Annotated in this window: 30 protein-coding genes; 18 read left to right on the top strand and 12 right to left on the bottom strand. The window is 73.2% G+C overall.

Features of this window, described 5'->3' with window-relative positions:
* Positions 1 to 10: 10 nt before the first annotated feature.
* The 5 genes from QSK36_RS30075 to QSK36_RS30055 all read right to left on the bottom strand — a co-directional run bounded on the left by QSK36_RS30075 (position 11) and on the right by QSK36_RS30055 (position 4,375).
* Positions 11 to 985 (bottom strand): quinone oxidoreductase family protein, encoded by a 975-nt coding sequence (locus QSK36_RS30075; RefSeq protein ID WP_285784687.1) that lies wholly within the window; start codon positions 983 to 985, stop codon positions 11 to 13.
* Positions 986 to 1,143: 158 nt separating this feature from the next.
* Positions 1,144 to 1,503, bottom strand: coding sequence for a hypothetical protein (locus QSK36_RS30070; protein ID WP_285784686.1), 360 nt, complete (start codon positions 1,501 to 1,503; stop codon positions 1,144 to 1,146).
* Positions 1,500 to 2,363 (bottom strand): DODA-type extradiol aromatic ring-opening family dioxygenase, encoded by an 864-nt coding sequence (locus tag QSK36_RS30065; protein ID WP_285784685.1) that lies wholly within the window; start codon positions 2,361 to 2,363, stop codon positions 1,500 to 1,502. Before QSK36_RS30065 ends, QSK36_RS30070 begins: the two co-directional genes overlap by 4 nt.
* Entirely contained in the window at positions 2,356 to 3,201 is an 846-nt protein-coding gene (locus tag QSK36_RS30060) for a citryl-CoA lyase (RefSeq protein WP_285784684.1), read from the bottom strand. The genes QSK36_RS30065 and QSK36_RS30060 overlap by 8 nt, the downstream gene beginning before the upstream one ends.
* Positions 3,194 to 4,375, bottom strand: coding sequence for a CaiB/BaiF CoA transferase family protein (locus QSK36_RS30055; protein WP_285784683.1), 1,182 nt, complete (start codon positions 4,373 to 4,375; stop codon positions 3,194 to 3,196). The genes QSK36_RS30060 and QSK36_RS30055 overlap by 8 nt, the downstream gene beginning before the upstream one ends.
* A 253-nt stretch (positions 4,376 to 4,628) precedes the next feature.
* On the opposite strand from QSK36_RS30055, the gene QSK36_RS30050 reads away from it, so the two are divergent.
* Both QSK36_RS30050 and QSK36_RS30045 read left to right on the top strand, forming a co-directional pair.
* Entirely contained in the window at positions 4,629 to 6,077 is a 1,449-nt protein-coding gene (locus QSK36_RS30050) for an amidohydrolase family protein (RefSeq protein ID WP_285784682.1), read from the top strand.
* Between the two features lie 154 nt (positions 6,078 to 6,231).
* A complete protein-coding gene (locus QSK36_RS30045) occupies positions 6,232 to 6,831 on the top strand; it encodes a hypothetical protein (protein WP_285784681.1) in 600 nt (199 codons plus the stop codon).
* A gap of 171 nt (positions 6,832 to 7,002) precedes the next feature.
* Here QSK36_RS30045 and QSK36_RS30040 read toward each other — a convergent pair whose 3' ends face one another.
* On the bottom strand, positions 7,003 to 7,506 hold the full coding sequence (locus tag QSK36_RS30040) for a MarR family winged helix-turn-helix transcriptional regulator (protein ID WP_183537111.1): 504 nt from the start codon (positions 7,504 to 7,506) through the stop codon (positions 7,003 to 7,005).
* Positions 7,507 to 7,619: 113 nt separating this feature from the next.
* Positions 7,620 to 8,027: a four-helix bundle copper-binding protein gene (locus tag QSK36_RS30035; RefSeq protein WP_139575069.1), complete on the bottom strand. Its 408-nt coding sequence runs from the start codon at positions 8,025 to 8,027 to the stop codon at positions 7,620 to 7,622.
* Between the two features lie 238 nt (positions 8,028 to 8,265).
* On the opposite strand from QSK36_RS30035, the gene QSK36_RS30030 reads away from it, so the two are divergent.
* The gene (locus QSK36_RS30030; RefSeq protein ID WP_142562482.1) at positions 8,266 to 8,445 is read left to right on the top strand and encodes a DUF4236 domain-containing protein; all 180 of its coding nucleotides are present in this window, start codon (positions 8,266 to 8,268) and stop codon (positions 8,443 to 8,445) included.
* 69 nt (positions 8,446 to 8,514) lie between these two features.
* Here the strand turns inward: QSK36_RS30030 and QSK36_RS30025 are convergent, their stop codons facing one another.
* Both QSK36_RS30025 and QSK36_RS30020 read right to left on the bottom strand, forming a co-directional pair.
* Positions 8,515 to 8,844, bottom strand: a complete 330-nt coding sequence (locus QSK36_RS30025; RefSeq protein ID WP_285784680.1) for a DUF3140 domain-containing protein — start codon at positions 8,842 to 8,844, stop codon at positions 8,515 to 8,517.
* Position 8,845: 1 nt separating this feature from the next.
* Positions 8,846 to 9,073, bottom strand: coding sequence for a hypervirulence associated TUDOR domain-containing protein (locus tag QSK36_RS30020; RefSeq protein WP_285784679.1), 228 nt, complete (start codon positions 9,071 to 9,073; stop codon positions 8,846 to 8,848).
* 178 nt (positions 9,074 to 9,251) lie between these two features.
* Between QSK36_RS30020 and QSK36_RS30015 the strand changes: the two genes are divergently transcribed.
* From QSK36_RS30015 to QSK36_RS29995, 5 genes are all read left to right on the top strand, one after another.
* Positions 9,252 to 9,476 (top strand): type II toxin-antitoxin system HicB family antitoxin, encoded by a 225-nt coding sequence (locus QSK36_RS30015; protein ID WP_183537115.1) that lies wholly within the window; start codon positions 9,252 to 9,254, stop codon positions 9,474 to 9,476.
* Between the two features lie 243 nt (positions 9,477 to 9,719).
* Positions 9,720 to 10,346 carry a hypothetical protein gene (locus tag QSK36_RS30010; RefSeq protein ID WP_183537117.1) on the top strand — a complete coding sequence of 209 codons (627 nt, stop codon included), beginning with the start codon at positions 9,720 to 9,722 and terminating at the stop codon, positions 10,344 to 10,346.
* A gap of 159 nt (positions 10,347 to 10,505) precedes the next feature.
* On the top strand, positions 10,506 to 11,165 hold the full coding sequence (locus tag QSK36_RS30005; RefSeq protein ID WP_183537119.1) for a fasciclin domain-containing protein: 660 nt from the start codon (positions 10,506 to 10,508) through the stop codon (positions 11,163 to 11,165).
* A 412-nt stretch (positions 11,166 to 11,577) separates the two neighbouring features.
* A complete protein-coding gene (locus QSK36_RS30000) occupies positions 11,578 to 11,718 on the top strand; it encodes a hypothetical protein (RefSeq protein ID WP_285784678.1) in 141 nt (46 codons plus the stop codon).
* Positions 11,719 to 11,914: 196 nt separating this feature from the next.
* Positions 11,915 to 12,667: a hypothetical protein gene (locus QSK36_RS29995; RefSeq protein ID WP_285784677.1), complete on the top strand. Its 753-nt coding sequence runs from the start codon at positions 11,915 to 11,917 to the stop codon at positions 12,665 to 12,667.
* Positions 12,668 to 12,732: 65 nt separating this feature from the next.
* On the opposite strand, the gene QSK36_RS29990 is transcribed toward QSK36_RS29995, so the two are convergent.
* Positions 12,733 to 12,933: a transposase gene (locus QSK36_RS29990; RefSeq protein WP_183537123.1), complete on the bottom strand. Its 201-nt coding sequence runs from the start codon at positions 12,931 to 12,933 to the stop codon at positions 12,733 to 12,735.
* A 154-nt stretch (positions 12,934 to 13,087) separates the two neighbouring features.
* Between QSK36_RS29990 and QSK36_RS29985 the strand changes: the two genes are divergently transcribed.
* The 7 genes from QSK36_RS29985 to QSK36_RS29955 all read left to right on the top strand — a co-directional run bounded on the left by QSK36_RS29985 (position 13,088) and on the right by QSK36_RS29955 (position 21,491).
* Entirely contained in the window at positions 13,088 to 15,265 is a 2,178-nt protein-coding gene (locus QSK36_RS29985; RefSeq protein ID WP_285784676.1) for an amylo-alpha-1,6-glucosidase, read from the top strand.
* 30 nt (positions 15,266 to 15,295) lie between these two features.
* Entirely contained in the window at positions 15,296 to 15,751 is a 456-nt protein-coding gene (locus tag QSK36_RS29980) for a DUF6157 family protein (RefSeq protein ID WP_285784675.1), read from the top strand.
* Positions 15,752 to 15,907: 156 nt separating this feature from the next.
* On the top strand, positions 15,908 to 16,576 hold the full coding sequence (locus QSK36_RS29975; RefSeq protein WP_183537130.1) for a dienelactone hydrolase family protein: 669 nt from the start codon (positions 15,908 to 15,910) through the stop codon (positions 16,574 to 16,576).
* Between the two features lie 24 nt (positions 16,577 to 16,600).
* Positions 16,601 to 17,578, top strand: a complete 978-nt coding sequence (locus QSK36_RS29970; RefSeq protein WP_183537132.1) for an aldo/keto reductase — start codon at positions 16,601 to 16,603, stop codon at positions 17,576 to 17,578.
* A 363-nt stretch (positions 17,579 to 17,941) separates the two neighbouring features.
* Positions 17,942 to 18,682 (top strand): carotenoid biosynthesis protein, encoded by a 741-nt coding sequence (locus QSK36_RS29965; protein ID WP_285784674.1) that lies wholly within the window; start codon positions 17,942 to 17,944, stop codon positions 18,680 to 18,682.
* Positions 18,670 to 20,214, top strand: a complete 1,545-nt coding sequence (locus QSK36_RS29960; RefSeq protein WP_285784673.1) for a phytoene desaturase family protein — start codon at positions 18,670 to 18,672, stop codon at positions 20,212 to 20,214. The genes QSK36_RS29965 and QSK36_RS29960 overlap by 13 nt, the downstream gene beginning before the upstream one ends.
* Positions 20,211 to 21,491 carry a glycosyltransferase family 2 protein gene (locus QSK36_RS29955; RefSeq protein WP_285784672.1) on the top strand — a complete coding sequence of 427 codons (1,281 nt, stop codon included), beginning with the start codon at positions 20,211 to 20,213 and terminating at the stop codon, positions 21,489 to 21,491. Before QSK36_RS29960 ends, QSK36_RS29955 begins: the two co-directional genes overlap by 4 nt.
* Here QSK36_RS29955 and QSK36_RS29950 read toward each other — a convergent pair.
* Entirely contained in the window at positions 21,442 to 22,056 is a 615-nt protein-coding gene (locus QSK36_RS29950) for a glycerol-3-phosphate acyltransferase (RefSeq protein ID WP_285784671.1), read from the bottom strand. The genes QSK36_RS29955 and QSK36_RS29950 overlap by 50 nt on opposite strands.
* On the opposite strand from QSK36_RS29950, the gene QSK36_RS29945 reads away from it, so the two are divergent.
* Positions 22,013 to 22,777: a spheroidene monooxygenase gene (locus QSK36_RS29945; protein ID WP_285784670.1), complete on the top strand. Its 765-nt coding sequence runs from the start codon at positions 22,013 to 22,015 to the stop codon at positions 22,775 to 22,777. The two genes, QSK36_RS29950 and QSK36_RS29945, sit on opposite strands and share 44 nt — an antisense overlap.
* Positions 22,778 to 22,932: 155 nt before the next feature.
* On the opposite strand, the gene QSK36_RS29940 is transcribed toward QSK36_RS29945, so the two are convergent.
* Positions 22,933 to 23,349, bottom strand: a complete 417-nt coding sequence (locus tag QSK36_RS29940) for a hypothetical protein (protein WP_285784669.1) — start codon at positions 23,347 to 23,349, stop codon at positions 22,933 to 22,935.
* Between the two features lie 188 nt (positions 23,350 to 23,537).
* On the opposite strand from QSK36_RS29940, the gene QSK36_RS29935 reads away from it, so the two are divergent.
* Together QSK36_RS29935 and QSK36_RS29930 are read left to right on the top strand one after the other, a co-directional pair.
* Positions 23,538 to 25,526 (top strand): sensor histidine kinase, encoded by a 1,989-nt coding sequence (locus QSK36_RS29935; RefSeq protein ID WP_285784668.1) that lies wholly within the window; start codon positions 23,538 to 23,540, stop codon positions 25,524 to 25,526.
* On the top strand, positions 25,510 to 26,199 hold the full coding sequence (locus QSK36_RS29930) for a response regulator transcription factor (RefSeq protein ID WP_183537141.1): 690 nt from the start codon (positions 25,510 to 25,512) through the stop codon (positions 26,197 to 26,199). The genes QSK36_RS29935 and QSK36_RS29930 overlap by 17 nt, the downstream gene beginning before the upstream one ends.
* Position 26,200 lies beyond the last annotated feature (1 nt).

Raw genomic sequence — 26,200 nt, 5'->3', positions numbered from 1 at the left:
AATCCGCGGGTCACGGCTTCCTAGGGGCCGCCCCGGGGATCAGGACGATCCTGCCGGAGGCGGTTCCGGCCGCCTGACGCCGCCACGCGGCGCCGGCCTCCTCCAGCGGGACCGTCTCGTGGGCGACGGTCAGCCGCCCGAGCGCCGCCTGCTCGGCGACGAAGACGATCGAGGCGGCCCGCTGCTCGGGGGTCAGCTCGTTGTTGGTGTATCCCAGCAGCCGCAGCGACCTGCCGCGCAGCGTGGAGGACTCGATCGGGCAGGTCTCGTCCGCCGAGGAACCGAGGTTGACCCACCGGCCTCCCTGGCGCAGGGCACGGGCCGCGGCGGCGGCCGCAGGGCCGAAGAGCGGGTCGAGCACCAGGTCGGCGGGCCCGTCGCAGGCCTCGGCGAAGCGGGCGGCCAGCGTGGCGACGTCGCCGGTGTCGAGCGCCACCACGGCGTCCGCACCCGCCTGCCGGGCGCGTTCGCGGGCGGCGGGGGAGCGGGCGCCCGCGACGACCCTGCGGGCGCCGGCGATGCGCGCGATCCGCACGGCGGCCTGCCCGACGACGCCGCCCGCCCCGAGCACCACCACCTGCTCGCCGGTGGCGAGCTCGCCGCGCCAGGTCAGCGCCATGTGCGCGGCGACGGCCGACAGCCCGAGCGCGGCCACCGCGACCGGGTCGGCCTCCGCCGGCAGTTCGACGAGGTCGCGCGCGGGCACGGCCGCCACGTGCGCCATGCTGCCGTCTCCGGGGGCCATTCCGGCCGAGGTCGCGAACCACACCGGCCGCCCGTCCGCGACGCCGGCCCCCTGCACGCCCGGCACGTACGGCGTGCGCGGCCTGCCGAAGTAGGACGTGCCGGTCGCGCACAGCAGGTCGAGCGGCGTGACGGGCGCGGCGCCGACCTCGACCAGCGTCTCGCCGGGCCCGGCGACGGGCACGGGCAGGTCGGCCACCAGCGGCGGCCTGCCGGGTTCCACGATCTGCGCTGCCCGCATGTTCCACCTTTCGCCGAAGCACATCTCCCTGAAGCACATCTGCCTGAAGCACATCTTGCTGAGGCACGTCGTCATCGGCGGCAGCCGCCGGGCACGCCCCGCACGGCGTGCCCGGCGCCTCGCCGCCCGGCCCGCCTTCGAGAGGCGGGCAGGTCAGATCACGTCGCGATGTCGGGGTACGGCATCGTCATGTGGGCCAGCCGCCGGGCGTACTCGGTCTGGAAGCCCAGCGGCTCGTGGTCGCGCTCGAACATCGCGATGAACAGCGTGAGCGTGAGGAACGGGTGCGCGCCCAGCTCGAACAGCCGGGGGTAGTCGTGGCCGGCCAGGGCCTCGCGCTCGGTGTCCTCGAAGCGCAGCCAGGTCGAGGCCTCCCCGCCGTGACAGCTCAGCAGCCGGTTGGCGTGCTCGGCCTCCCACCACTCCACCGTGCCCCGGGGGTCCTCGCGGTAGCGCTCGACCAGTTCCGGATCGCGGTCGACGGTGAACAGGAACTTGTTCAGCAGGTACTTGCTCACGCCGCGCCTCCGTTGGGGTACCAGGTGAAGTAGGCCTCCATGGTGTGGAACAGGTCGTAGGTGTCGACGTAGTCGGCCTTGGCGCCCTCGCCGGCCACGCCCATCATCAGCATGAAGTCCATGAAGCCGTGGGTGGCGTTGCCGGGCAGGTGGAGGCTGTCGAGGGTGACCTCCGACAGGCAGCCCTCGATGTCGCCGGAGGAGATCCACTCGACCGCCTTGCGGTCGAACTCGGGATCGGGCCCGTGCGGGCCGAACTGGCGCGGCCCGCCGAGCTCCAGCGACAGGTGCCCGGTGCCGATCACCGCCACCCGCTTGTCCGCCGGCCACGACTCCACCAGCTCGCGGATCGTACGGCCGAGCTGCACGAACCGCTTCGGCCGCGGCAGCGGCGGGGCGAAGATGTTGGTGTAGATCGGCACGATCGGCAGGTCGTTCTGCGGCCGCAGCGTGATGATCGGGCACGTGATCGAGTGGTCGATCCGCAGCTCGTTGGAGAAGGCCAGGTCGAAGCCCGCGTCCAGGCCCTCCCGCAGGATGTACGACGACAGGTCCTCCTGGCCGGTGAAGAACATCCGGGGCAGGCCGAACTCGCGCTCCTCGTTGTACCAGTTCGCGTCGTAGAAGGGCGCCTTGCCGACGAGGAACTGCGGCATGTTGTCGAGCCAGAGCTGGTGGAAGTGGTCGGAGCCGACCATGACCAGCACGTCGGGCCGTGCCTTCGTCAGCGTCTCCCGGAACGCCTCGACCTTGCGCACCCACTCGTCGGCGAACGGCGGGCGGTCCTCGCCGGTGGCCGTGCTGGCGCGGTAGTAGAACGGATGATGGGTGGACGCGATCACCGCGACCAGTTCAGCCATGCGAACCTCCAGTGGCGTCAGGGGCGTAGGGCTCGGGATCGACGGACCGGTTGTTGAGGTCCACCGACAGGAAGATCTCGTTCGCCACCGGGCGGCGCAGCTCCTCGGCGAGCTGGCCGATCAGGCCCGCCGTACGGGCGAGCAGGGCGAAGCCGCGCAGCAACTCCAGCGGCAGGCCGAGGTCGGCGAGCGCCGCGCCGCAGACGCCCGCGCCGTTGAGCGGCAGCTTCTTGCCCAGCACCTCGGGATGCACGCGGCCGATCGCGGCGAACAGCGACAGGTGCGGCCCGACCAGGTTCTCCTCGGCGGCGATCTCCAGTAGCCGGGGGGTGCGGGGATCGCCCTCCTTGTGCACGTGGTGGCCGAGGCCGGGGATGAACCGCCGCGCCTGCCGCCGGGCCCGCACGGTCTCCAGGGCCAGCGCGTCCCAGCCGGCGTCGTCCGGCGGCAGCGGCCCGTCGTGCGCCGCCAGGACATCGTGCAGGAACCGCCCGCAGTCCTCGGTCACGCCGAGGAAGCGCGATCCGCCGCCGAGCAGCCCGGCCGCGAGCGCGCCCTGGATCGAGTCGGGCGCCGACAGGTACGTCAGCCGGGTGACGATCGCGGTCGGGGTGAACCCGTGGTCGGCCAGCGCGGCGAGCACGGCCTCGAAGACCCGGGTCTCGCCCGGCGTGGGCCGCCGCTGAGCGGCGAGCCAGAACGCGAGCTCGCCGAAGCCGACCTTTCCCATCACGTCCTCGGCGAGGTCGCAGCCCAGCAGGGTGATCGACCTGAGCGAGGACGCCCCCAACGCCGTGGGATACGACGGCCGCTCGATCATCTCCGGCCCGTCAGACATCGTCGTCATCCTCCTGAGTCAGCCATTCGCGCAGCTCGTCCCCGTGCTCGTCCAGCTCCGGCGGCGGCAGCCGGTAGGCGGCGGGGGTCGCGGAGAACCGGATGGGGTGGCGGGTGGTCGGGACCGCGCGGTCGCCCTCGCCCACCTCCACGATCGGGTCGAGCCCGAAGCGCTCGGCCATGGCGAACCCGCCGTCGATGGTGTTGATCGGCCCGCACGGCACCCCCGCCGCGACCAGCAGCTCGAACCACTCGAGCGCGCCGCGCGTGGCGAGCCGTCCGACCAGGATGGGCCGCAGTTCCTCGCGGCGCGCGGTCCGGTCGGCGTTGCGCGCGAAGCGCGGGTCGTCGGCGATCTCCGGGATGCCGAGCACCTCGCACAGCTTGCGGAACTGGCCGTCGTTGCCGGCCGCGACGATGATGTCGTTGTCGGCGGTGGGCAGCGGCTCGTAGGGGAAGACGCTGGGGTGCGCGTTGCCCATGCGGTAGGGGACGACACCGCCGGCGACGTACGCGGAGCTGTGGTTGAGCAGGCCGGTGAGCGCCGAGGACAGCAGGTTGACCTCGACGTGCTGCCCCTGCCCGGTCGCGTCGCGGTGGCGCAGGGCGGCGAGGATGCCGATGGCGGCGTGGTTGCCCGCCATGACGTCGAAGACCGAGATCCCGGCGCGGTAGGGCGGGCCGCCGGGGTCGCCGGTGAGGCTCATCAGCCCCGACATGGCCTGCACCATGAGGTCGTAGCCGGGCACGTCGCGGCCCGCGCCGGAGCCGAATCCGCTGATCGAGGCGTACACCACGCCGGGGTTGGCCGCGCTCACCGACGAGTAGTCGAGGCCGTACTTGGCGAGCCCGCCCGGCTTGAAGTTCTCCACCAGCACGTCGGCGCGGCGGGCCAGCTCCCGGGCCGCCTTCGCGTCGCCGGAGTCCCGCAGGTCGAGCGCGATCGACCGCTTGCCCCGGTTGACCCCCAGGTAGTACGTCGACACGTCGCCGCGCACCGGCGGCATCCAGGTGCGGGTGTCGTCTCCCTTGGGACCTTCGACCTTGACGACCTCGGCGCCCATGTCGGCCAGCAGCATCGTGGCGTACGGCCCGGCCAGGACCCGCGAGAAGTCGGCCACCAGCACGCCGGACAGCGGCCCGCCGCCCCGCTCGGGCGCGGTGTCGTCTGTCATCCGGCTCCCCCTCCTTGGTGTTACCGCAATGTCCGCTGAACGGACAGAAGTCCGTGAGGCCGATTCTGGCACAGGCGGTCCACTCGTCAAATGCTCGACCGGCTCTTCGTGGTAGGACGAGGTGGGAAACCCATGGTTGACAGCAGGGGCGGTGCTCGGGAAAGTAACAGCGGAAGCAGTGCTGACCGTATAGCGGACAACTGTTCGCCATCGCTGAGCGCGCTCGGCCAGTAGGAAGGTGAGGAGTTCGACGATGAACGAGCCGACCGATTTCGGACCGGACCGGCCCGTGCTGCTGCGCGGCGGCACGGTGCTGCCGATGGACGACGGGCACAGCGTGCTCCCTCACACCGACGTCCTCGTCGTCGGCGACCGGATCGCCGAGGTGGGGCCCGGCCTTCCCACACCGGACGGCGCCGTCGTCGTCGACGCCACCGGCGGCATCGTCATGCCCGGCATGATCGACACTCACCGGCACATGTGGCAGACCGCGATGCGCGGCTACGGCGCCGACTGGACGCTGACGCAGTACTTCGTCTGGTACTACCTCGAGTACGGCAAGCTGTGGCGGCCCGAGGACGTGCACGCGGGCAACCTGCTGGCCGCGATCGAGGCGATCGACGCCGGCGTCACCACGGTCGTCGACTGGTCGCACGGGCTGCGGACCGTGGACCACGCCGACGCGGCCGTGGACGCGCTGCACGCGGTGCCCGGCCGGTTCGTGCTGGCCTACGGCAACATCCAGGCACCGCCGGCCGAGTGGACCGGCGCGCCGGAGTTCCGCGACTTCGTCCGGCGCCGCATCACGGGCGACGACATGCTGGGCTTCCAGATCGCCTTCGACGTCACCGGCGACCCCGCCTTTCCCGAGAAGCCGGCCTTCGAGGTGGCCCGCGAGCTCGGCGTCCCGGTCACGACCCATGCGGGGGTGTGGGGCGCGACCAGCGACGACGGCATCCGCCTCATGTACGAGCACGGCTTCATGACGCCCGAGACGGTCTACGTCCACGCCGCCTCGCTGTCGGCGGACTCCTACCACCGCATCGCCGCCACCGGCGGTTCGATCTCGGTCTCCACCGAGAGCGAGCAGAGCGCGGGCCAGGGCTACCCGCCCACCTGGGCCATCCGCGCGCACGACATCCCGGTCTCCCTGTCGATGGACACCAGCGTCTGGTGGAGCGGCGACCTGTTCTCGGCGATGCGCACCACGCTCGGCGCCGACCGTTCCCGCGAGCACATGGAGGCGCACGCCAGGGGGGAGACGATCACCCACTGCAGCCTCCGTGCCGACCAGGTGGTGGACTGGGCGACGCGCGGCGGCGCCCGCGCCATCGGCCGGAGCGACGACCTCGGCAGCGTCGAAGCGGGCAGGAAGGCCGACATCGTGCTCATCAAGAACGACGCCTCGCCCGTGTCGTTCCCGCTGCTCAACCCGTACGGGCACGTCGCGTTCCAGGCGCAGCGCGGCGACGTGCACACGGTCCTCGTGAACGGCCGCGTGGTGAAGTACGAGCACCGCCTGGTCGGCGTGGACCTCGCCGCGGCGCGCCGCGAGGTGGAGCGGACCGTCGAGTACCTGCGCTCGACGCTGGGCGAGGAGGCGTGGCAGAAGGGGATGAACCCCGACATCCCCGAGACGAAGATCCTCGACAACCCCTACACGTACACCGACTACCACAGCGCCGCGACGCACAGCCGTTGACGTGGTACGCAGGGCGCGACCGAGGGAAACCCTGGGAGATTCATGATTGTTTGCAGGTATTTGTGAGATTAGGACACCAGTGGGGTTAATGTGGGCAGCCACCCGCGGAAGCCGTGGAGGTTTCCCCCGAAACGACCGCTGGGAGTTGTCTCACATGCAAGGGCGCGTCCCGTCACAGACGAGCCAGGATGATCGGTTCCGGCAGGAGATCCTCTCCAGCGAGGAGGAGCCGCCCCCCACCACCAAGAACAGGAAGCCCGTCGTCATCGCCGCCGCGGCCCTGGTGGCCGTGCTGGCGGCCGGGGGAGCGGGCGTCGCGCTCCGCGGCGGCTCGGGCCCCGCGGACCCGCCCGCCGCGGGCGGCGTGCGGCAGTCGGCCCCCGCCCAGGACGGCGGTTCCGCCGATTCTGCCGGTGACGACGCCGATGACGACGCCGGTGCCGCCGCGGAGGGCCCGGAGGATCAGGGCGCGGAGGACCAGGGTTCAGGGGAGCAGGGCGCGATCGGGTCCGGTGGGGACGGCTCCGGCGGAGCGCAGGCGCCCGGCGGGGGCGGCGCGGACACCGCCTCCGGCTCCTCTGGCGGCGGCTCCTCCTCCGGTGGGAAGAGCGCGGGCGGGGCCGGGACCGGCTCGTCGGGCAAGACGGGCGGCGCCTCGAAGGGCGGTAGCGGCCAGGATCAGGGCGAGGTGCCGTCGGGCGCCGACGGAGCCCCCGGGCTCATTCCCGGGGCCTGCGCCGCCTCCGGCTGCTGACCGCGGGCTGACCCGCTGGGGTCCCGCGATGGGCCCGCGGGCCCCGGGGCCCGCACACGGACGCGACACCGGAGGCCCGCCTGTCCGCCGCGGCAGGGCCGTCGACGTGGCGGCCGGCGGCGCGGCGGTCCCGGCCGACGTGTGCGCGGTGAGCAACCGTGTGCGGCGTGGTCAGGAGGACGGGCCGGGCCAGCCGAGCGGGAAGGTGATTCGGGCGGGCGGTTCGCCCGCCGCGTCGTTGAACTCCCGCATCGCGGTGATGAGGGCCTGCCGCCGGCACGCCGGCATCCGCGTGAGGATCGCGGCTATCTCCTCCTTGCGACGGGCGGTGACCTCCTCCACGATCCGCCGTCCGTTGTCGGTCAGCCGCAGCAGCGTCTCCCGCCGGTTCTGCGGATTCACCTCACGCTTCAGCAGGCCGGCGACGGCGAGGCGGCCCGCCATGCGCATGGCGGTCGACGGATTGACGCCGAGCTTGTCCGCCAGCGTCACCAGCTTGGTCTCGCCCTGTCCGACCACCAGCAGCATGCGGAACTGCGGCAGGGTGACCTTGTCCTCCGCGGCGGTGAGGGACCGCGCTGAGATCGCGACGAGCACACGCGAGGCGGTGAGCACGGCGGCGGTGACGGCCTCCAGGTCGTCGCCGGTCGGCTCCTCATCCGCTTCCTTTGCCATAGGAACCGTTTTTACACGGTCCGTCTCGCGACCATGTCATCGCACCGGCGAACGTGCGGCGGGCGGGGCCGCGTCGTGAGGACGCCGTAGGGACGCCGCCGGGGCGGACGTGCTCAGCCGAGCGAGGCCAGCAACTCGTTGCAGGCCTGGGCGCAGCGGCGGCACGCCTCGGCGCAGACCCGGCAGTGCTCGTGCATGTGGGCGTGCAGGCCGCATTCGTCGCCGCAACTGCGGCACGCCTGCGCGCACGCCTCAAGCTGGGCGCGCGTCAGGTTCGCGTCGTAGCCCGTGTGCCGTGACAGCACCCGGCCCGTCGTCGCGCAGATGTCGGCGCAGTCGAGGTTGGTGCGGATGCAGCGGACCAGTTCCGCCACCGCGTGCTCGCTCAGACAGGCGTCGGCGCAGGCCGTACAGGTCTGCGCGCAGTCAAAGCAGGCCTCGATGCAGTTCGCGAGCACCTGCCTGTCCACGCCGCCGAGGTCGGCGGGATAGGTCTCCAGCATCACTCCGGCGTGTCCCATGGCGTCGCTCCTTCCGGTCTCGGGCGGGTGTCCCCGTGAGGAGCCGGAGATCCCGCCGATGAGGTCGGGTCCGTGAGCCCCGGCGCCCGGCCGGCGATCCGATCGCGTTCCTGACGGTCGAAAGGCTCATTGCTGGCCATACCCGGCGGAACGGTCGTAAACGGAGGAGATCCGGTCGGCCGGTGTGCTGATCGTCTTCCGGGGTAGTCGCGAGGGCACGGAAAATTCAGGAGGAACCATGGGCTGGAGCTACCGAAAATCAATCAAGATGGGACCGTTCAGGCTCAACCTCTCGCGCGGCGGCGTCGGTCACAGCTTCGGCGGACGGGCCTTCCGCGTCACCAAGACGGCGGACGGGCGCCGCACCCTCACCGTGAACCTGCCCGGCGGCTTCCACTGGAAGAAGACGCTCAACTAGCGCGGCAGGAGACGGCCCGGCGGGCGCGACCCCCAGGCGCGCGCCCGCGGCCCCGCCCTTCCGAGGGCCCTACTTCAGCGGGTCGTGGCCCCAGTTCATCAGCGAGTACCGCCAGCGAGTCTCCCGCACGTCACCGGAGGGACGCTGGGCCAGGTGCCGGTGGACGTACCCGACGACCTTGCGCATGTGGGCGTAGTCCTCGTCGTCCAGTTCGCTCTTGTGCTTGCGGAGAATGGCCACGATGTGCCGGCCGGACTCGTGACCCGTCGACTCGCCGCCGTCCGGCTTGTCACCGACCTCCTTCGACCGCTCCTCCCGCAGCCATCGCTCCAGTTCGGCCGCGGACATGTTGACCGCCTCGCCGAACTCGGCCGCGGTCTGTCTCCTGACGGCGGTCACGTCAGTCCTTCGGATGCAGGGCTGACGGCTTGTGCACCGCCGTCCCGCCGCTCTTCTCACTGCGCACGAGGAACTGCGGGTCCTCGGGTGAGGCGGCCACGGTGCGGCCCGCCTCCTCCGTGCGCTCGGTGATCTTCTTCTCGACCTTGCCGACCGCCTCGCCGCCGTGGCTCTTCCAGGTGACCTCGTCGCCCACCGACGGCTCTTTCTTCTTGTCCTTCTTGCCCATGCGCCCGGCCCTACCCGAGGAAACGCGCCTTCCTCTCGGCGGCACGTCGGCATGCCTCCCTATCAGGCAAAATTCGGGCGCGAAGCGCGTGCGGGCCGGAGCCGCCGGGGTGGGGAATCTCCGTACTGTTGCCCGCGCGCCGGGATTACCCCGGTCCGCCGCCGCGCACGGTGGGAGCATGGGACGGACCGTGCGGCTGACCGCGACCGTCACTGCCGAGGACGGCGGGCTGTACTGCGCGCGGTGCGTCCAGGTCGAGGTGGCCTGCGAAGGGCACACGGTCGACGAGGCGCTCGACCGCCTGCGGCACGCCCTGGAGCACTACTTCGAGCGCCGGCCCGTGCCGCACGCGCCCTCGCATCCGCCGATCGTGGTGCCGATCGAGGTGAGGCTGCCGGACTGAGCCCGGCGCGCTCCTCACCCGTGGGCCCCGCGGCGTCGTGCACGGACGCGGGCGTCTTCGGTGGTGTCCCACGACGGCCTCCTCCGGCGGCGTACCCAGGCCGCTTGCGGGCGCGATGGGATCTTTGCGGGTGAAGCGCCCGATCGCCATGCTTGACCGGACATTGGTCGTCGGATGCGTGATCACTCCCCGGTGCGGCGCTTACCGTCGTGCTCGTACCATCGATGACCTCGGGGGAGTCTCATGCCTCTCTGCACAGCCGTACTGGCCGCCGCCCTGCTCTCCGGGCCGGCCGCCGTGCCGCCGGACCCGGCCCCGCCCGGGACGAGGGCAGCCACGGACGACAACAACGCCGCGCCGGCGTCCGCGGGCCGGCCGCAACTCGCGCCGCTGCCCGGCATGGCGCCCCAGGCCGGGGAGTTTCCGTTCGCCCTCCCCCAGGCGCCGCCCTGGATGGCTCCCAGCGGAATGGACGGCAGGCGCGACGACAACGCCGCCGCTCCCCGGTCGCCGGCCGGGGCGAGCGAGCCCGGAGCCTCCGGCGCGTCCGCCAGGCCGGGCGCGGGCACCGGACGGCCCTCCGCGACGGCGGGCGACAGGGCGGGCGAGGGGGCAGCCGGAGGAGATACCGCGACCAGGTATGTTCCGGTGATCGATCCCAAGACGCGCGACGTCTTCATCCAGCCCGTCTTCACTTCCGGCAAGCCAGGACAGGCGCCGCAGCCGTTCACCTTCGGTCCGGTGCAGGGGGTCCAGTCGACCAGGACCTATCCGCTGCCGAGGGCGGAGCAGAAGACGGCGCAGCCGAAGACGGCGCGCCAGAAGACGATCACACGGCCCCGCCAGCATCAGCGGCCGAGCGACTGGTGAGCCCGCCCCAGACGGCCTGATGGAAGAGGCCCGTGTGACCGGCCCGTCTGAACGGCCCGCCACACCGGTCCTGAGCCGGTGTGGCGGGCTCTTCCGGTGTCGCCGTCCGCAGGGGTCGCCACCCAGCAACGACCTTTCCACGACTAAGGAAACACGATCATGAATACCCGTCTGCTCGCCCTTGCCGCCCTGACCGCGGCGCTTTCGATGTCCGCGGCGTGCGGTAGCCAGGGCGGCGGCAGTTCCGCGGCTCCTGTCGCGGCCAACGAGACCGCCACGGACATGACCAGCGAGACCCCCAGCGCCGAGGCGAGCGAGAGCGCCACCGCGTCGGCGTCGCCGTCGGTCTCCGGGTCGCCCGTCGGGGCGGGCTGCTCTTCGCTGCCCGCCTCGGGCAAGGGCAGCCCCGCCGAGCTGGCCAAGGTGCCGGTCGGCACCGCGCTCTCCGACATCCCGTCGCTGTCCACGCTGGCGCGCATCGTGAAGAAGGCCGGGCTGGCCGAGACGCTCAACTCCGCCCAGGACATCACGGTGTTCGCGCCCACGAACGACGCGTTCAGCAAGATTCCGAAGAGCCAGCTCGACCAGCTGATGTCGAACCGCAAGTCGCTCAGGGGACTGCTGGCCTACCACGTGGTCAAGGGACGCAAGGCACCGGCGGACATGCACGGTCAGCTGAGCTCCCTCGAGGGGCGCAAGCTCACCGTCTCGGGGTCCGACTCCAGCCTCAAGGTCAACGACGCCGCTGTGACCTGCGGGAACATCGCGACGAGCAACGCCACTGTCTACCAGATCGACAAGGTCCTCATGCCGAGGTAACCGGCCGTCGTCCTGCGACAGCTGTGACGGGGGTGAGTCGCTCGCGGCTCACCCCCGTGCCGTTCCCTCCTCTTGCCTGTGGTGACGGCCGCGAGCTTGCTGCGCTCGCGCTCCTGGAGCTCCTCGCCGGCGCCGATCACGGCGCGGCGCTCGGCGATCACCTTCGGGTGCCGGCCTTCGTCCCCCGGCGACGTACGCGTCGACGCCCTGGCCCCGACCGCCCCGGCCGTCCGGGCGGTGCTCCCCCTCCTCGGGATGCTGCTGTCCGTCCCGGCACTGCGACGTCTCGCCGTCCGCGGGCTGGCCCGCATGCCGTTCAAGGCCGCCCCCCGGCGACACTCCTGGGGACACGCGGTCATCACCTGGGCCGGACGGCACCAGCCGAGAAGGACGGCTGCGCGCCGGCGACGGCATGGACTACACCGCCGAGATCGTCGCGGAAACCACCGTGCGGCTCGCCCGGGGTGCGGGTGAGCCCGGTGCCTACACGCCGGCTGCCGCCTTCGGCCCCGTCCTCGCCACGGCCGCCGGGGGCGTCTTCATTCTCGGCTGAGGACAGATCACTACTCGGCGCCGCTTCCTGTCACCTGCGCCTGTAATCGGCGGAGCAGGGGTGGCCTGGGGGTCTATGTCCTGAAGCGGCTGATCCTCTTATTTGACCGGACACTGAGCATCGGGTCCGTGATGGCCCGGCATCGTGCGCTTACCTTCGTTCTTGTACCGTCCGCAAGATTTCGGGGGAAATTCTCATGCCTATATGTACAGCCGTACTCGCCGCGGCTCTCCTGTCGGGTCCCGCTCCCGCGGACCCGGCTCCGCTGTCCGCCAAGGAGCCGATGTCGCCCGGCAAGCAGATCGCCGCCATGGCGATGAACCACCCGGAGGAGCCCGACTTCGTCGCGTCCAAGGCCCTGGACATTCTGGACAAGGGCGCGAAGGTCGACCCGTTCCTCTCGGCGGACGACGAGGCCGAGAACCGGGCGAACGGACCGATGGCGAACGGCCAGAGCCCCAAGGGCTCGATGACCGGCAGGCAGGCGCCCGGCGGTGGCACGGCCGACAGCCGGCAGGCCGGCACGCAGCCGGCCGGAGGTCCCGCCGGAGGCAACTCGCTGACCGGCGTCCCGGTGGTGGGCGGCAGGCCCGCCGGCGGCCCGATGAACGGGAACCAGGCGAACGGATCGCAGCCGGGCTCCATGTTCACGATGCCCGCCACCGGAAGGAACAACAGCCAGGGCTCGCCGCAGGACGTCTTCCTTCACCCCACGTCCAACCAGCCGACGTACACCAAGATGTCCGGCAACGACTTCGGCCGTAAGCCGTCGAGCGCGAAGACCGACGACGAGGACGCCGGCGCCTGGGCGCGGCCGCTCCAGGGCTGGGGCATGCCGAAGGTCGGCAAGGCCAAGCCCGCCGTCGCCAAGGCCAAGCCCAAGGCCCAGTTCAAGGCGCAGCCCAAGGCGGCCGCCGACGACTTCTGGAACATGCCGGGCTGGGACTGAGCGCCCGCGCCGCGGTGAGGCGACGCGGTGGCGCGACGGAGGGGTGAGCCGGTCCGGCTCACCCCTCATCCTTGTCCGCGAGCCCCGGCGGCGTGACGCAGGTCGACGACCTCCACCAGGTCGGCGAGATCGACGTGGGCCGCCACCTCCGCGACGGAGGCGCAGTAGCCGATGTGGTAGCCCAGGTGCCGTACGCGCAGCAGCGGGCGGCCCTCGATGACGACCGGGTCCACCTCGTGCCCCTCCGAGCTCACCCACCTGCGCATGCCGGAAGAGTAGGAAACGGCAGGTCATAGGGGAGTAAAGGGCCCTCTGGGCCACTCAATGCGGATATAAGACTGCAAACTCGGGGAAAACCGGCTCGACCTGCGGGTATGAGGGCAACCGTCGGGACCGAGGGACCGGGCCGGGGTGATCGGGATGACGGGCGGGTGGACGTTCGAGGGGCAGCCCAGCGCCATCGGCGGTGGGGCCATGACGCTCGTGGCCGGGGGATCGTTCTGCGTGTCGGCCCGCAGCGGCGACATCTTCCCCGGATCGGCGCACGGGATCTACTACGCCGACACCCGGCTGCTGTCCCACTGGGAGCTGCGCATCGATGACGGGCCCATCGAGGAGCTGCAGGTCCTGCCGGGCGAGCCGTACCACGCGACGTTCGTCGGCCGGGCCAAGCCGCGGCCGGGGCAGGCGGAGAGCACGCTGCTGGTCGTGCGCGACCGGTACGTCGGCGGCGGGCTGTCGGAGGACCTCACCATCCGCAACATGTCCCTTGAGCCGGCCGGCTGCATGGTGACCCTGCACGTCGGCTCCGACGTGTGCGACCTGTTCGAGGTGAAGACCCACCGGGTGCACTGGGTGGCCGACGTGACGACCGCGGCGGAGGAGCGGTCGCTGCGGATGTTCTCGGTCAGCAAGGGCAGGGGGGTGCGGGTGGTCGCCAAAGCCGACGGCACCCCGGTGCTGCCGGTGCTCAACCCGCGCCTGATCATCTTCCGTGTGGTGGTGCCGCCGCGCGGCGAGTGGACGGCCTGCGTGCAGGCCAACCCGATCATCGACGGGGCCGAGACCGAGCCGTGGTACTCGGAGAAGCGGCTGTCGCCAGCGCTGGCCCGGCGGGCGGGACAGTTGTTCGAGTGGGACAGGCGCCTGCCCAAGGTGACGACGACCAACACCGCTCTGGCGGGAATCCTGCGCCAGTCCCACAACGACCTCGGTGCGCTGCGGCTGTTCGACCCCGAGCATCCCGAGCTGCCGTCCACCGTCGCCGCCGGGGCGCCCTGGTTCATGACGCTGTTCGGCCGCGACTCGCTGCTCACCGCGTGGATGGCCCTGGCGCTCGACCCCGAACTGGCGCACGGCACGCTGACCCGGCTGGCCGCCCTGCAGGGCACCAAGATCGACCCGTTGACCGAGGAGGAGCCCGGGAAGATCATGCACGAGCTGCGCTACGGCGCCAGGCAGGACGACACGTCGCCCGGCGGGCACGCCTACTACGGCTCGGTCGACGCCAGCCCGCTGTTCGTCATCCTCCTCGGCGAGCTGCGCCGCTGGGGCCTGCACCGGGCGGCGGTGGAGCGGCTGCTCCCGCACGCGGACGCGGCGCTGCAGTGGATCGAGCGGTACGGCATGCGTGACGGGTTCCTGTGGTATCAGCGGAAGACCGACCAGGGCCTGCTCAACCAGGGCTGGAAGGACTCCTTCGACGGCATCAACTTCGCCGACGGCACGATCGCCCGGCCGCCCATCGCCCTGGCCGAGGTGCAGGGATACGTCTACGCAGCCTGCATCGCCCGCCACTACTTCGCCAAGGAGGCGGGCGACACCGAGACCGAGCGACGCTACCGGGAACGGGCCGCCGAGCTGCGCGCCCGGTTCAACGAACGGTTCTGGCTGCCCGACCGCGGCTACTTCGCCGTCGGGCTCGACCACGAGGGCCGCCCGATCGACGCCCTCGCCTCCAACATGGGCCACTGCCTGTGGTCGGGGATCGTCGACCGCGACAAGGCCGCGGCCGTGGCCGAGCACCTGCTGTCGCCCCGGATGTTCACCGGCTTCGGCATCCGTACCCTCGCCTCCGACATGGGCGCCTACAACCCGATGAGCTATCACAACGGGTCCGTCTGGCCGCACGACAGCGCGCTCGTGGCGTCCGGGCTCATGCGCTACGGATTCGTGGAGGGGGCCCAGCGGGTCGCCACCGGCCTGTTCGACGCCGCCCGCGCCTTCAGCGACCGGCTCCCCGAGCTCTTCTGCGGGTTCGACCGCGGGGAGTTCCACATGCCGGTGCCGTACCCGACCTCGTGCTCACCGCAGGCATGGGCCTCGGCCACCCCGATCCAGCTCATACGGCTCCTGCTCCGCGTGGACCCGTGGGTGCCGCACTGCAAGGTGTGGATCGCGCCGGTGCTGCCCAAGGGGTTCGGGCACCTACGCATCTCCGGCTTTCCGCTCGCGGGCGCGCGGGTCGATCTGGAGGCCCGGGAGGACAGCGGCGAGGTGCACGTGAGCGGCCTGCCCGAGGAGGTGCGCCTCATCCCCGAGGCCCGCCCCCCTGCCGCCTTCGGCAAGCCCTCCGGAGGCGCGCCCGGAGCGGGATGAGCCGTCGATCTCCTGCGGCATAGTGGAGACATGGCCGAGGACCTGAACTACTACTCGACGCTCATCGCGGTCGCCGACGACTGCCCGGTGACCGCCGCGGAGGTGCCCGGGCCCCGGGGCGGCAAGCCCACTGTCGCCGTCCTCCAGTACGCGCTGATCTCCGGCGCGCCGTACGGCATGACGCAGGAGGACGTGCTGTTCGAGACCTGGCTGCGCCGCCAGGACCTGCCGGCGGACCTGCCCGCCGCGCGGCGCGCGGAGCTCAGGAAGGAGTTCTTCTCCCGTTCCCAGGCGTGCCTGAGGGCGTCCCCGCTGCCGAAGAGGTACGGCTGGGGGCTGCTGTTCGACCGGGACGGCCGCATCGCGCTGTGTCCCGTGGAGTCGGAGGAGTACCGGCGCCTGGTGGACGGCGCGTCCCGCGGCGCGCAGGCCGGGGAGGACGGCGGCGTGCGTGTGCTCAAGGCGATGCGCTCACGTCGCTCCTGACTCCGCCCGTTCCGTACGCGGAGGCCACGTCGTCCCCGGTTTGCCTCGACCGGCCGGGGGTACGCCCCACGGTTGTCCAGTGCCGTCCCGGTTGTGCAGCGCCATCCTGGTTGTCCGGTGCCGCTCAGCAGGGCGCGGCCGAGGGGGGCGGGCGTCATGAGCGAAGTCGAACTCAGCGTGCGGATCCCGGTCGGCGATGTCGTGCTCGACGCCGACGTGGCGGTCCCCCGGGAGGCCCGGGGAGCGGTGCTGTTCGCCCACGGCAGCGGCAGCGGCCGGCACAGCCCGCGTAACCGGTACGTCGCCAGGGAGCTGCAGCGGGCCGGGCTGGCCACCGTCCTGGCCGATCTGCTCACGGTGGAGGAGGAGCGCGTCGACGCGGTCACCGGCCACCTGCGCTTCGACATCGGCCTCCTCGCCGACAGAGTGGGCGCGCTGGCCGACCGGCTGCCCGAGGACGAGCTCGTCGGCGGTCTGCCCGTCGGCCTGTTCGGCGCGAGCACGGGCGCCGCCGCCGCGCTCGTCGCCGCGGCGACGCGGCCCGGCGGTGTCGCCGCGGTGGTGTCCAGGGGCGGCAGGCCCGACCTCGCCGCGGACGCGCTCCGCTCGGTGCGCCAGCCGACGCTGCTGATCGTGGGGGAGCGCGACTCCGTCGTCCTCGACCTCAACAGGGAGGCGATGCGGGCGATCACCGCGCCGGTCCGGCTGGAGATCGTGCCCCACGCCACGCATCTGTTCGAGGAGCCGGGCGCACTGGAGACGGTCGCGCGGCTCGCCCGCGACTGGTTCCTGCACCACCTGGCGGGTGGAGCGGCCTCCGCCTGAGCTGCCCCGCTACGATCTGACCTCATGGAACAGCGCGTGTTGGGCAGGACGGGCAGGCAGGTCGGCGTCGTCGGGCTGGGAGCGTGGCAGCTCGGGGCCGACTGGGGCGAGGTGAGCGAGGCCGACGCGTTGGCCACGCTCAACGCCGCGATCGACGCCGGGACCACCTTCATCGACACGGCCGACGTGTACGGCGACGGCCGCAGCGAGAAGGTCATCGGTAAGCTGATCAAGGAGCGGTCCGGCCTGACCGTGGCCACGAAGATGGGCCGCAGGGTGCAGCAGACGCCCGACGCCTACACGCTGGACAACTTCCGCGCCTGGACCGACCGCTCCCGCGCCAACCTGGGTGTCGACACGCTCGACCTGGTGCAGCTCCACTGCCCGCCGAGCGCCGTCTTCGAGACCGACGAGGTCTTCGACGCGCTCGACACGCTGGTCGCCGAGGGCCGCATCGCCGCGTACGGCGTGAGCGTGGAGACGGTGGCCGAGGCGCTGATCGCGATCGCGCGCCCCGGCGTGGCCACCGTGCAGATCATCCTCAACGCCTTCCGCCTGAAGCCGCTGGACGAGGTCCTGCCCGCCGCGGAGAAGGCCGGAGTCGGCATCATCGCCCGGGTCCCGCTGGCGAGCGGCCTGCTGTCGGGCAAGTACGGCCCGCAGACGGTCTTCGCCGAGGACGACCACCGCAACTTCAACCGCCAGGGTGAGGCGTTCGACGTCGGCGAGACCTTCTCCGGCGTGGAGTACGGCGTGGGCCTCCAGGCGGTCGAGCGGCTGCGCGGCCTCGTGCCCGAGGGCATGACGATGGCGCAGTTCGCGCTGCGTTGGATCATCGACCAGTCCGGGGTCAGCGTCGTGATCCCCGGTGCCCGCAACCCCCGGCAGGCCGAGGCCAACGCGGCGGCGGCGCAGTTCCCGCCGCTGCCGGCCGAGACCCACGACGCGGTCCGCCAGGTCTACGACGACCTGGTCCGCCCGCAGGTCCACCACCGCTGGTGACGACCCGGCCGGTATCGCGGGGGCGTTCCCGGCGGCCGGCCGTAGCCGATCTCCACCGGCCGCACCCGCGCGGGGCCGAGCGCATCCGATCAGGGGGATGCGCTCGAATCACCCTACGTGGAGACGTGGGAGACCACACGGAAGAGCACGGCGAAGAGCGCGGCCGAGGCTGACGGCGCGCCACCGGAGCGGCGCGGCTCGCGGCCGCCCCGGCGGCGGGTGAGCGGGCCGGAGCTCTCCGGTCCGTCACCTGGGCCGGAACCGCCGAAGCCACCGGACACGTCGCGGTCGCCGCGGCGGCCGGGGAGGGGGACGCCGGCGAACGCGCCGCGCCTGGGGGGTGCGTGGCCGAACGCGGCCGGCGTGGTCGCGCTGGCCGCGATGGTGGCCGCCCAGATCGCGACGGGACTGCGGCCCCAGGACCTGCGCCTAACCACCGCGGTCGTGGTCCTGCTCGCGGTGAGCGCACTCGCCTTCGCGGCGGCGGCGCACACCCCGCGCAGGGCGGCGGGCGCGTTCGCGGCGGCGGTGGCGGCCGGTTACGCCGCCGAGTGGATCGGCACGAGGACGGGCCTGCCCTTCGGCGACTACCGCTACACCGACGCCCTGTGGCCGCGGCCTGGGGGCGTCCCGCTGATCGTCGCCCTCGCCTGGGGCGGCATGGGCCTGGCCGCCCACGCCGTCGCCCGCCGCGTGGCGCCGCGCGGCCGGCTGACGCCGATCCTCGCCGGAGCCCTGGCGCTCACCGCGTGGGACCTGTTCCTCGACCCGCAGATGCTCAGGCTCGGACTGTGGGTCTGGGCGGAGCCGGGACCGTACCGCGGTGTGCCGCTCGCCAACTTCGCCGGCTGGCTGGTGGTCTCTGTCCTGGTCATGGTGCTTCTCGACCGCGTCACGGGCCGTGCCGCCACGAGCCGGCCGGTGAGCGGCGCCGGGGCGGCGGGGACGACCGGGCTCGTCGCGCTCTACACGGTCATGGCGATGATGGAGACCGTCGGCTTCGCCGTGGTCTTCCGGCCGCCCGATCCGTTCGTGGCCGCCGCCGGAGGGCTCGCGATGGGCGCCTTCGCCCTGCTCGCCTGGGGGCGCGCGTGGCGGAGGTGATCGTGGTCGGGGGCGGTGTCGGCGGCATGGTGGCCGCCCTGCTGCTCGCGCGGGACGGGCACGACGTGCGGATCTACGAGCGGCTGCCCCGGCTCGGCGGCAAGCTGGCCGAGCACAGGCGGGACGGCTTCACGTTCTCGATCGGCCCCTCGCTGCTCACGCTGCCCGGCCTCTTCTTGGACCTCGGCGTGCCGCTCGACCTGCTCGAACTCGACGAGCTGTGCCGGTATCGCTTCGCGGACGGCTCGACGCTGTCCACCTGCCGCGACCCGGAGCGTACGGCGGAGGCGGTGGACCGGCTCGCGCCGGGCGAGGGCCCCAACTGGCGGGCCTTCCATCGCTGGGCCGGGCGCTGCCTGGACGCCTCCACACGCACCTTCTTCGCGGGACCGCCGTCCGGGCCCGTCGTCGAGCCGCCGTTCCGGTCGGCGGGTCAGCGGCCCGGCGATCAGCCGGGCGGACCGGCGGGTGGGCAGCCGAGCGGCCCTCTCCCGCGCCCCCGGCCGGGCGACCTGCTCGCGGTCGCGCCGGGCCGCACCCTGCATGCTCTGGCGGCCCGATTCTTCCGGGACGCCCGCCTGCGCCAGTACGTCGACCGCTACGCCACCTACGCCGGGTCGAACCCCTACCGGGCACCCGCCGCCCTGGGCTGCGTCCCCGCCATCGAACACGGCGACGGCGGGTGGTACGTGCGGGGCGGGCTGCCCCGCCTCGCGGACGCGCTGGCCGCGTCGCTGGACAAGGCGGGCGTGGAGATCCGTCTGGAGATCGAGATCACCGAGGTCATCGCCGATGCGGAGCGGGTCGGCGGCGTCCGCACGGCCCTCGGGGAGGCGGTCAGGGCCGACATCGTGATCGTCAACGCCGACGCGGCCTCCCTCTACGGGCGGCTCCTGCCCGACCGCGCCCGCCTGCGCCGGATCGCCCGGCTGGGCCTGTCGTCGTCCGCCTTCCTGATGCTCGCCGCCGTCGAGGGGCGGACCGAGGGCCTGCCGCACCACTCGGTCGTGTTCTCCGCCGACTACCGGCGCGAGTTCGGCGACATCTTCGATCGGCGGCGGCCGCCGGAGGACCCCACGGTCTACATCGGCTGCCCGGCGGTGGCCGACGCCACCCAGGCTCCCGCCGGCGCGGAGAGCTGGAGCATGCTGGTGAACGTCCCCGCCGGCGACCCCGGGCGCTGGCCCACGCCGCCCGAGGCGTACGCGGAGCTCGTCCTCGACCGGCTGGCGAGCCGGGGGCACGACCTGTCCGGACGGCTGCGCTTCCTCGACCTGCTGACCCCGGCCGACCTGCGCGACCGGTACGGCGCGTGGGGCGGGGCGATCTACGGCGGCGCGTACGGCGGCCCGCTCGCGCCCTTCCGCCGTCCCGGCAACCGGGGACCGCGGCGCGGGCTGTACCTCGTCGGCGGGTCCGCGCATCCAGGGGGCGGGCTGCCGCTGGTGGCGATGGGCGGGCGCATCGTGGCCGCGTTGGCTCGCAGGGACTTCCCGCGTTCCACGCGGCGGCCGGAGGAGACGAGACGGTGAGGGCCGGGACGACCAAGACCGCCAGGACGGTCGGGACGGCCGGGCGCCCGCGGGCCGGGGCCGCCGCACGGCTACTCGCCGCCGCCCAGGCCGTCGCCGCAGTCGTCGTGCTGGTGCGGCTCGCCCGCGGCCGCCGGCGCCTCCCCCCGCTCGCCGCGCCTGTGCCGGACACGTCTCCGGACACCGGCACCGGCGGCGGCTCGGCGGCGTGGATCGGCTGCGGCGGAACCCCGGGGGGTGGAAGTCCGGAGATCTCGGTGGTCATCCCGGCGCGGGACGAGGAACGGCGGCTCGGCCCCTGCCTGCGGGCGGTGCTGGCCGATCCCGCCGTCGCCGAGGTGATCGTGGTGGACGACGAGTCCTCGGACGGCACCGCGCGGATCGCCGCCGCCTGCGGGGCGACGGTGGTGCGCGGACGTCCGCTGCCGGACGGCTGGGTGGGCAAGCAGTGGGCGCTGCACCAGGGGCTGCGGGAGGCACGCGGCGAGATCGTGGTCACCCTGGACGCCGACACCCGGCCCCGGCCCGGCCTGTTCGGCGCGCTCGACGCCGCCCTCGGGGATCACGACCTGGTCAGCGCGGGCCCGCGTTTCGTCTGCGACGGCCTCGCCGAGCAGGCGCTGCACGCGTCGTTCCTCGCCACGCTGGTCTACCGGTTCGGCCCCATCGGGCCCCCGGCCCCGCCGCCGCCCCACCGGGTGGTGGCCAACGGCCAGTGCCTGGCCTTCCGCCGGGAGGCGATGCGGCGGGCCGACGGTTTCGCCCGGGTACGCGGCCACATGACCGACGACGTCGCCCTCGCCAGGACCCTGGCCGCAGACGGCTGGAGGGTCGGCTTCCTCGACGCGGGGGGCCTGCTGGAGGTCGACATGCACGAGTCGGCGGCCGAGGTGTGGCGGGAGTGGGGGCGTTCGCTGCCGCTGCGCGACGTCACCCGCCCCGCCTGGCAGGCGGCCGATCTCGCCGTCGTCTGGCTCGCCGCCGCGTTGCCGGCGCTCCGCCTGGCCGCCGGGCGGCCGACCCGGCTCGACCTGACGCTGCTCGCCGTACGGGTGCTGCTCACCACCGCGCTGCGGCGCAGCTACGCCCGGCCGGGCGCGGGCGTGCTGCTGTCGTTCCTGCTCGACCCGGCCACGGCCGTACGGCTGACGCAGGCGACGCTGCGGCCCGTCAGGACCTGGCGGAGCCGCGCCTACAGCCTCGGCCGCCCGGCCTGCGCCGATGCCGTCACGCGCGGCGCGCGGCCAGCGCCGCCTGACCGAAACGCAGCCCGATGAGGCACATCAGCGCACCGGTCGCGGCGACGTGGCCTATCGGCGCGAACGGCAGCTGCAGCAGCGGGATCGCGAAGACCCCGGCCCTGGCCCCGATCGCGAACGACCGCGTGAGCAGGAACGTCACCGCCAGCAGGGCGAGCGCGAGCACGAACGCGGGCGGGCAGATCACCGCGATGCCGCCGGCGAAGGTCAGCACCGACCGCCCGCCGCGGAACCCGGCGAAGACCGGCCAGGCGTGCCCGATCATCGCGGCCCCCACCGCCACGTATGCGGCCGTGGCGCTCGGGCCGGTGACCACTCCCAGCCCGGTCGTGTGCGCGCCCCCGGCCAGCAGCCCGAGCAGCCCGGCGAGCACGCCCTTGGCCATGTCCCCGGCGAAGACCGGCGCGGCGGCCCTGCGGCCGAGCCGTTCGCGCACGTTCCAGAAGCCGGGGTTGCGATCGCCCACCTCCCGGGGATCCACGCCCCGCCGCCCCGCGGCCAGCACCGCCACCGGGATCGAGCCGAGAAGGTAGCCGCCGATGAGCGCCACCAGCATGGGGACGAGCGGCGGGAGCGTCGTCACGTTCCACCTCCAGAGATACGCCGGCCGGGGGGCGATGCGGCACATGGCCTTCGACCGCCCGGTGCTGCGCCGCACCGGGGGCCTGCTGTTCTGGCGGCTGCTCGGCACGGGCCGGGGGGCGTCGACGACCCTCGGCGCCGATCTGCGCCGCTGGGCGCTGCTCGCCGTCTGGCGGGACGAGCGGGCGCTCGAGGAGTTCCTGGCACGCTCGCCGATCCCCGCGAGGTGGCGGCGCGAGGCGATCGAGACCTGGCACGTACGGCTCGCGCCGACCGCCTCGCGCGGGCGCTGGAACGGCGTCGAGCCGTTCGCCCCCGTGACCGGCGGCCCTGACGGCGAGCCGCACAGCGGTCCGGTGGCGGTGCTGACCCGGGCGTCGATCCGGCCGTCGCGGCTGCCGGCGTTCTACCGGTCCGCACCCGCCGTCGACCGGTCGCTGCGGGCCCAGGAGGGCTGCCTCGCCTCCGTCGGGCTGGGGGAGTGGCCGCTGGCCAGGCAGGCCACCTTCTCCCTGTGGTGTGACGCCGCCGCCGTCCGCGCGTTCGCCTACGCCGGGCGGGCGCACCGCGAGGTCGTCGAACGGGTCCGTGCTCACGACTGGTACTCGGAAGAGCTGTTCGCCCGGTTCATCCCGTACGCGAGCGCGGGCACCTGGGACGGCGCCGACCCCCTCGCCGCGCGGATCACCGGGCTCCCGCACGGCGGAACGCCCGAGAGCTGAGCGGCCGGAGCGTGGGGCTGGCATGGGATCAGCGTACGCACCCGGGCCCAAAGCCTTCGGCAAGCGCCGGCGTGGTCCCACACGCGCGGTCCCGGGGGAGATCACGCCGGGCGCGGGCCGGGTGGTCCGCTCCGCCGTGCCGCGGGCCCCGCCTCTCAGCGTGAGGCGGATTCGGCCGGAGACGCGAGTTCGCCCGAGGCCGCGCTCTTGCGCGCCGCGCGGGCGGAACTCCACAGCGCGACGGCGAGGATGGCGGCGAAGATCGTCGGGACGACCGGGTCCGGCTCGATCACGACGACGGCCGCCAGGAACGCGAACTCGTACAGGACGGCCCGCAGCGCCCACCGCTCGCCGCGGCGCAGTCCCGTGACCGCGACCGCGAGCATGGCCAGCGCGGAGACCACGACGTAGCCGCCCCAGACGGCCGCCGGCAGCGTGAGCACGCCTTCGGTCCTGTAGCCCGCCTTCACGACGTCCTCGCCGGGGAAGAAGATGTAGCTGAGGCCGAAGAACGTCACCAGGCCGTTGATGACGACGTAGGCGATCCAGCCCTTGCTCGTGGGTGCGGCCATGACGGCTCCCTCCAGGTTGGGGTATGCGATGGACGACAGGGACGCTACGAGCCACCCGCCGCCAGGCGCCGCCCTGCCGGCCACCGCGTACGGTCCGCGTCACCGCACCGGAGAACGGAGGTTGTCCGCAGTGGGGCCGGTGGCCTGCCTCCGTGTCCCTCGCCCGGTCTCCGCCTGACAATGGACGGATGACGGCTCGGGTTGTGGTTGGAGCGCCGGCCGCGGCGGGTGGGGCCGCCGTCGCCGTGTGCGCCTGGGCGTCGCTGACGGTGTCGGCTCCCCATCTGCTGTTTCCCGTCGCGCTGGCGGCGGTGTGGTGGCTGGCCGGACTGGTGGCGCTGGGCGCGCGTCCGGAGCACGCGAGCGCACGGTGGCTGGCCGCCGTCGGCACGTGCCATCTCGTCGCGTTCGCGATCGCGAGCGTCATCGGCGTCGCCGTCCCGGACGAGGCCGGCTGGCTGCCGTGGCTGGCCGCCGTCGCCGCGGACGTCGTCTACTGGTCGGGCTTCGCCGCTCTGGCGATCCTCCTCGCCGTCTTCCCCGACGAACGCGTGCGGGGCCGGATGCGATGGGCGATGGTCACGGCGAGCGTCGCCGCCGCGGTCGTCGTCCCGGTGGTCGCCGCCGTCACCTCCCGGCAGACCGACCTCGCCCTGGAAGTCGGCCGGGCGGCGCAGACGGCCCCGGCCCCGCTCCCGTGGGGCCCGGGGCCGGTGGACCTGTCGGGTGCGCTGCCGCTGCTGGTGCTCGCCGGGCTCGCGACCCTCGTCGCCCGCGTGCACGGGGCGACCGGGGAGCGCCGCCGGCAGTTGCTCTGGCCGCTCACGATCGCGGCGGTGCTCGCGCTGATGCTCGTCGCGACGCCCGCCGGCGCCTACGTGCTCGGCGACCGGTGGGCGCTGGTGTTCGTCCCCGTCGCCGGGGCGCTGCCGATCGCGCTGCTCGCGGGCGTCCGCCGTTACCGATTGCTGCAGGTCGAGCTGTATGCCGCCCGCACCCTCGCCTATGGCGGCGTCCTGGCTCTCATCCTCGCCCTCTACGCGGCGGCCGCCGCCCTCGCCGGGCGCGGCGGCGCCCTGCCAGCCGTGGCGGTCGCGAGCGTGGCGGCGGTGAGCGGCCACACGGTGCGCGTCCGGCTGGAGGCCCTCGTCGACCGCGTCCTCAGCGGGGGCCGCGTTCGCGGTCACGCCCTCGTGCGCCACCTCACCGAGTCGATCGAGGGCACCGACCCGCAGACGCTCGCGGCCCGCGCCGCCGCCACGATCGCGACGGGAATGGACGTGGCCTGGATCGACATCCGGTGCCGGTCCGGCATCCACGCCCACGCCGGGTCGCCCCGCGCGGGCGAGGCACGGCTCGTCGTCCCGCTCGTGGCGGCCGGGGAGGACATCGGCGCCATCGAGTGCGGGCCGCGGCGCGGCGGCTGGTCGGACGAGGACGTCAGGCTGCTCACCGTGCTGGCACGGCACGCTGCGCTCGCCCTGCGGGGCGCCGATCTCGCCGCCGCCCTCGCGCGCCGGGTCGACGAGCTGGCCGCGTCGCGCGAAAGGCTCGTACGGGCCGAGGACGACGCGCGCCGCCGGCTCGAACGCGACCTGCACGACGGCATCCAGCAGCAACTCGTCGTCCTGCTCGCCCGGCTGGAACTGCTCCGGGCGATGCTCGGCGAGCAGACGTCGCAGGGCGAGATCGCGGCCCAGTCGCACGCGCTGGCGCAGCGGTCGCTCGCCGACCTGCGCAACCTGGTCCGGGGCATCCACCCTCCGCTGCTGACCGACCGGGGCCTCGTGCCGGCGATCGAGGCGCAGGCCGACCTACTGCCGATCCCCTTCACGGTCGACGCCGACCCCCGGCTGGCGAAGACGCGGTTCGCGCCGGCGGTGGAGACCGCGGCCTACTACGTCGTCTGTGAGGCCACGACCAACGTGATCAAGCACTCAGGGGCCGGACGCGCCCGCATCGTCGTCACTCCGCTCGCCGCCGACGGGCTGCGGGTCGCGGTCGCCGACGAGGGCGCCGGCTTCGCCGCGGGCACGACCGGTTCGGGGCTGGCGGGGCTGCGCGACCGCGTCGAAGCGGTCGGAGGGCGGCTCGAGATCAGCTCGGCCCTCGGCGCCGGTACTACTGTCGTCGCATCGTTCCCGACCTCGGTGATGGAAGATGCCGCAACCGCCTGACACACCACCCCTGCGGGTCGTTCTCGCCGACGACCACTACCTCGTCCGCGAGGGCACCCGGCAACTGCTCGAACTCGACGGCCACGCCCTCGTCGTCGCCTCGGTGGAGGACGCGGAGCGCCTCATGGCGGCGGTCGACGAGCACCGGCCCGACGTCGTCATCACCGACATCCGGATGCCGCCGACGCACACGCTGGAGGGTGTCGCCGCCGCGCACCGTCTCCGCGAGAGGCATCCGGCCCTCGGGGTCGTGGTGCTGTCCAACCACGCCGATCCCGACTACGCGCTCGAACTCTTCAAGGACGGCATGACCGGCCTCGCATACCTTCTCAAGGACCGCGTGGGCGACCGGAGCCAGCTCCTCGCCGCCGTACGAGCCGTCGCGAAGGGGGACAGCGTGATCGACCCGGTCGTCGTCGAAGGCCTCGTGCAGCGGCGTGCGCGTCAGGAGGCCTCGCCCCTCAGCCGGCTCACGGAGCGGGAGCGCCATGTCATCGAAGGCATGGCGGCGGGGCGCAGCAACGCGGCCATCGCCGCCCACCTGCACCTGAGCGTCTCGGCCGTCGAGAAGAACGTCAACTCCATCTTCAGCAAGCTCGGGCTGACCGACGAACCGGCGATCCACCGGCGCGTCGCCGCCGTTCTCGCGTTCCTGGCCCACCCTCCGTCGTGAT

The organism is Microbispora sp. NBRC 16548 (assembly GCF_030268985.1).
In the GTDB taxonomy this organism is placed as follows: domain Bacteria; phylum Actinomycetota; class Actinomycetes; order Streptosporangiales; family Streptosporangiaceae; genus Microbispora; species Microbispora catharanthi.
Note: the sequence above shows the minus strand (reverse complement) of the source record. Positions and strands in the feature narration are given on the sequence as shown.

Coding starts and splice junctions, on each gene's coding strand:
- QSK36_RS30020 (WP_285784679.1), bottom strand. CDS start 9,073: ATGGGCAAGAAGGACAAGAAGAAAGAGCCGTCGGTGGGCGACGAGGTC.
- QSK36_RS30000 (WP_285784678.1), top strand. CDS start 11,578: ATGGACTACACCGCCGAGATCGTCGCGGAAACCACCGTGCGGCTCGCC.
- QSK36_RS30050 (WP_285784682.1), top strand. CDS start 4,629: ATGAACGAGCCGACCGATTTCGGACCGGACCGGCCCGTGCTGCTGCGC.
- QSK36_RS29945 (WP_285784670.1), top strand. CDS start 22,013: ATGAGCGCCACCAGCATGGGGACGAGCGGCGGGAGCGTCGTCACGTTC.
- QSK36_RS29975 (WP_183537130.1), top strand. CDS start 15,908: ATGAGCGAAGTCGAACTCAGCGTGCGGATCCCGGTCGGCGATGTCGTG.
- QSK36_RS30035 (WP_139575069.1), bottom strand. CDS start 8,027: ATGGGACACGCCGGAGTGATGCTGGAGACCTATCCCGCCGACCTCGGC.
- QSK36_RS30055 (WP_285784683.1), bottom strand. CDS start 4,375: ATGACAGACGACACCGCGCCCGAGCGGGGCGGCGGGCCGCTGTCCGGC.
- QSK36_RS30060 (WP_285784684.1), bottom strand. CDS start 3,201: ATGTCTGACGGGCCGGAGATGATCGAGCGGCCGTCGTATCCCACGGCG.
- QSK36_RS30030 (WP_142562482.1), top strand. CDS start 8,266: ATGGGCTGGAGCTACCGAAAATCAATCAAGATGGGACCGTTCAGGCTC.
- QSK36_RS30015 (WP_183537115.1), top strand. CDS start 9,252: ATGGGACGGACCGTGCGGCTGACCGCGACCGTCACTGCCGAGGACGGC.
- QSK36_RS30005 (WP_183537119.1), top strand. CDS start 10,506: ATGAATACCCGTCTGCTCGCCCTTGCCGCCCTGACCGCGGCGCTTTCG.
- QSK36_RS30010 (WP_183537117.1), top strand. CDS start 9,720: ATGCCTCTCTGCACAGCCGTACTGGCCGCCGCCCTGCTCTCCGGGCCG.
- QSK36_RS29990 (WP_183537123.1), bottom strand. CDS start 12,933: ATGCGCAGGTGGGTGAGCTCGGAGGGGCACGAGGTGGACCCGGTCGTC.
- QSK36_RS29940 (WP_285784669.1), bottom strand. CDS start 23,349: ATGGCCGCACCCACGAGCAAGGGCTGGATCGCCTACGTCGTCATCAAC.
- QSK36_RS29935 (WP_285784668.1), top strand. CDS start 23,538: ATGACGGCTCGGGTTGTGGTTGGAGCGCCGGCCGCGGCGGGTGGGGCC.
- QSK36_RS29995 (WP_285784677.1), top strand. CDS start 11,915: ATGCCTATATGTACAGCCGTACTCGCCGCGGCTCTCCTGTCGGGTCCC.
- QSK36_RS30075 (WP_285784687.1), bottom strand. CDS start 985: ATGCGGGCAGCGCAGATCGTGGAACCCGGCAGGCCGCCGCTGGTGGCC.
- QSK36_RS29985 (WP_285784676.1), top strand. CDS start 13,088: ATGACGGGCGGGTGGACGTTCGAGGGGCAGCCCAGCGCCATCGGCGGT.
- QSK36_RS29980 (WP_285784675.1), top strand. CDS start 15,296: ATGGCCGAGGACCTGAACTACTACTCGACGCTCATCGCGGTCGCCGAC.
- QSK36_RS30040 (WP_183537111.1), bottom strand. CDS start 7,506: ATGGCAAAGGAAGCGGATGAGGAGCCGACCGGCGACGACCTGGAGGCC.
- QSK36_RS30045 (WP_285784681.1), top strand. CDS start 6,232: ATGCAAGGGCGCGTCCCGTCACAGACGAGCCAGGATGATCGGTTCCGG.
- QSK36_RS30065 (WP_285784685.1), bottom strand. CDS start 2,363: ATGGCTGAACTGGTCGCGGTGATCGCGTCCACCCATCATCCGTTCTAC.
- QSK36_RS29930 (WP_183537141.1), top strand. CDS start 25,510: ATGCCGCAACCGCCTGACACACCACCCCTGCGGGTCGTTCTCGCCGAC.
- QSK36_RS29970 (WP_183537132.1), top strand. CDS start 16,601: ATGGAACAGCGCGTGTTGGGCAGGACGGGCAGGCAGGTCGGCGTCGTC.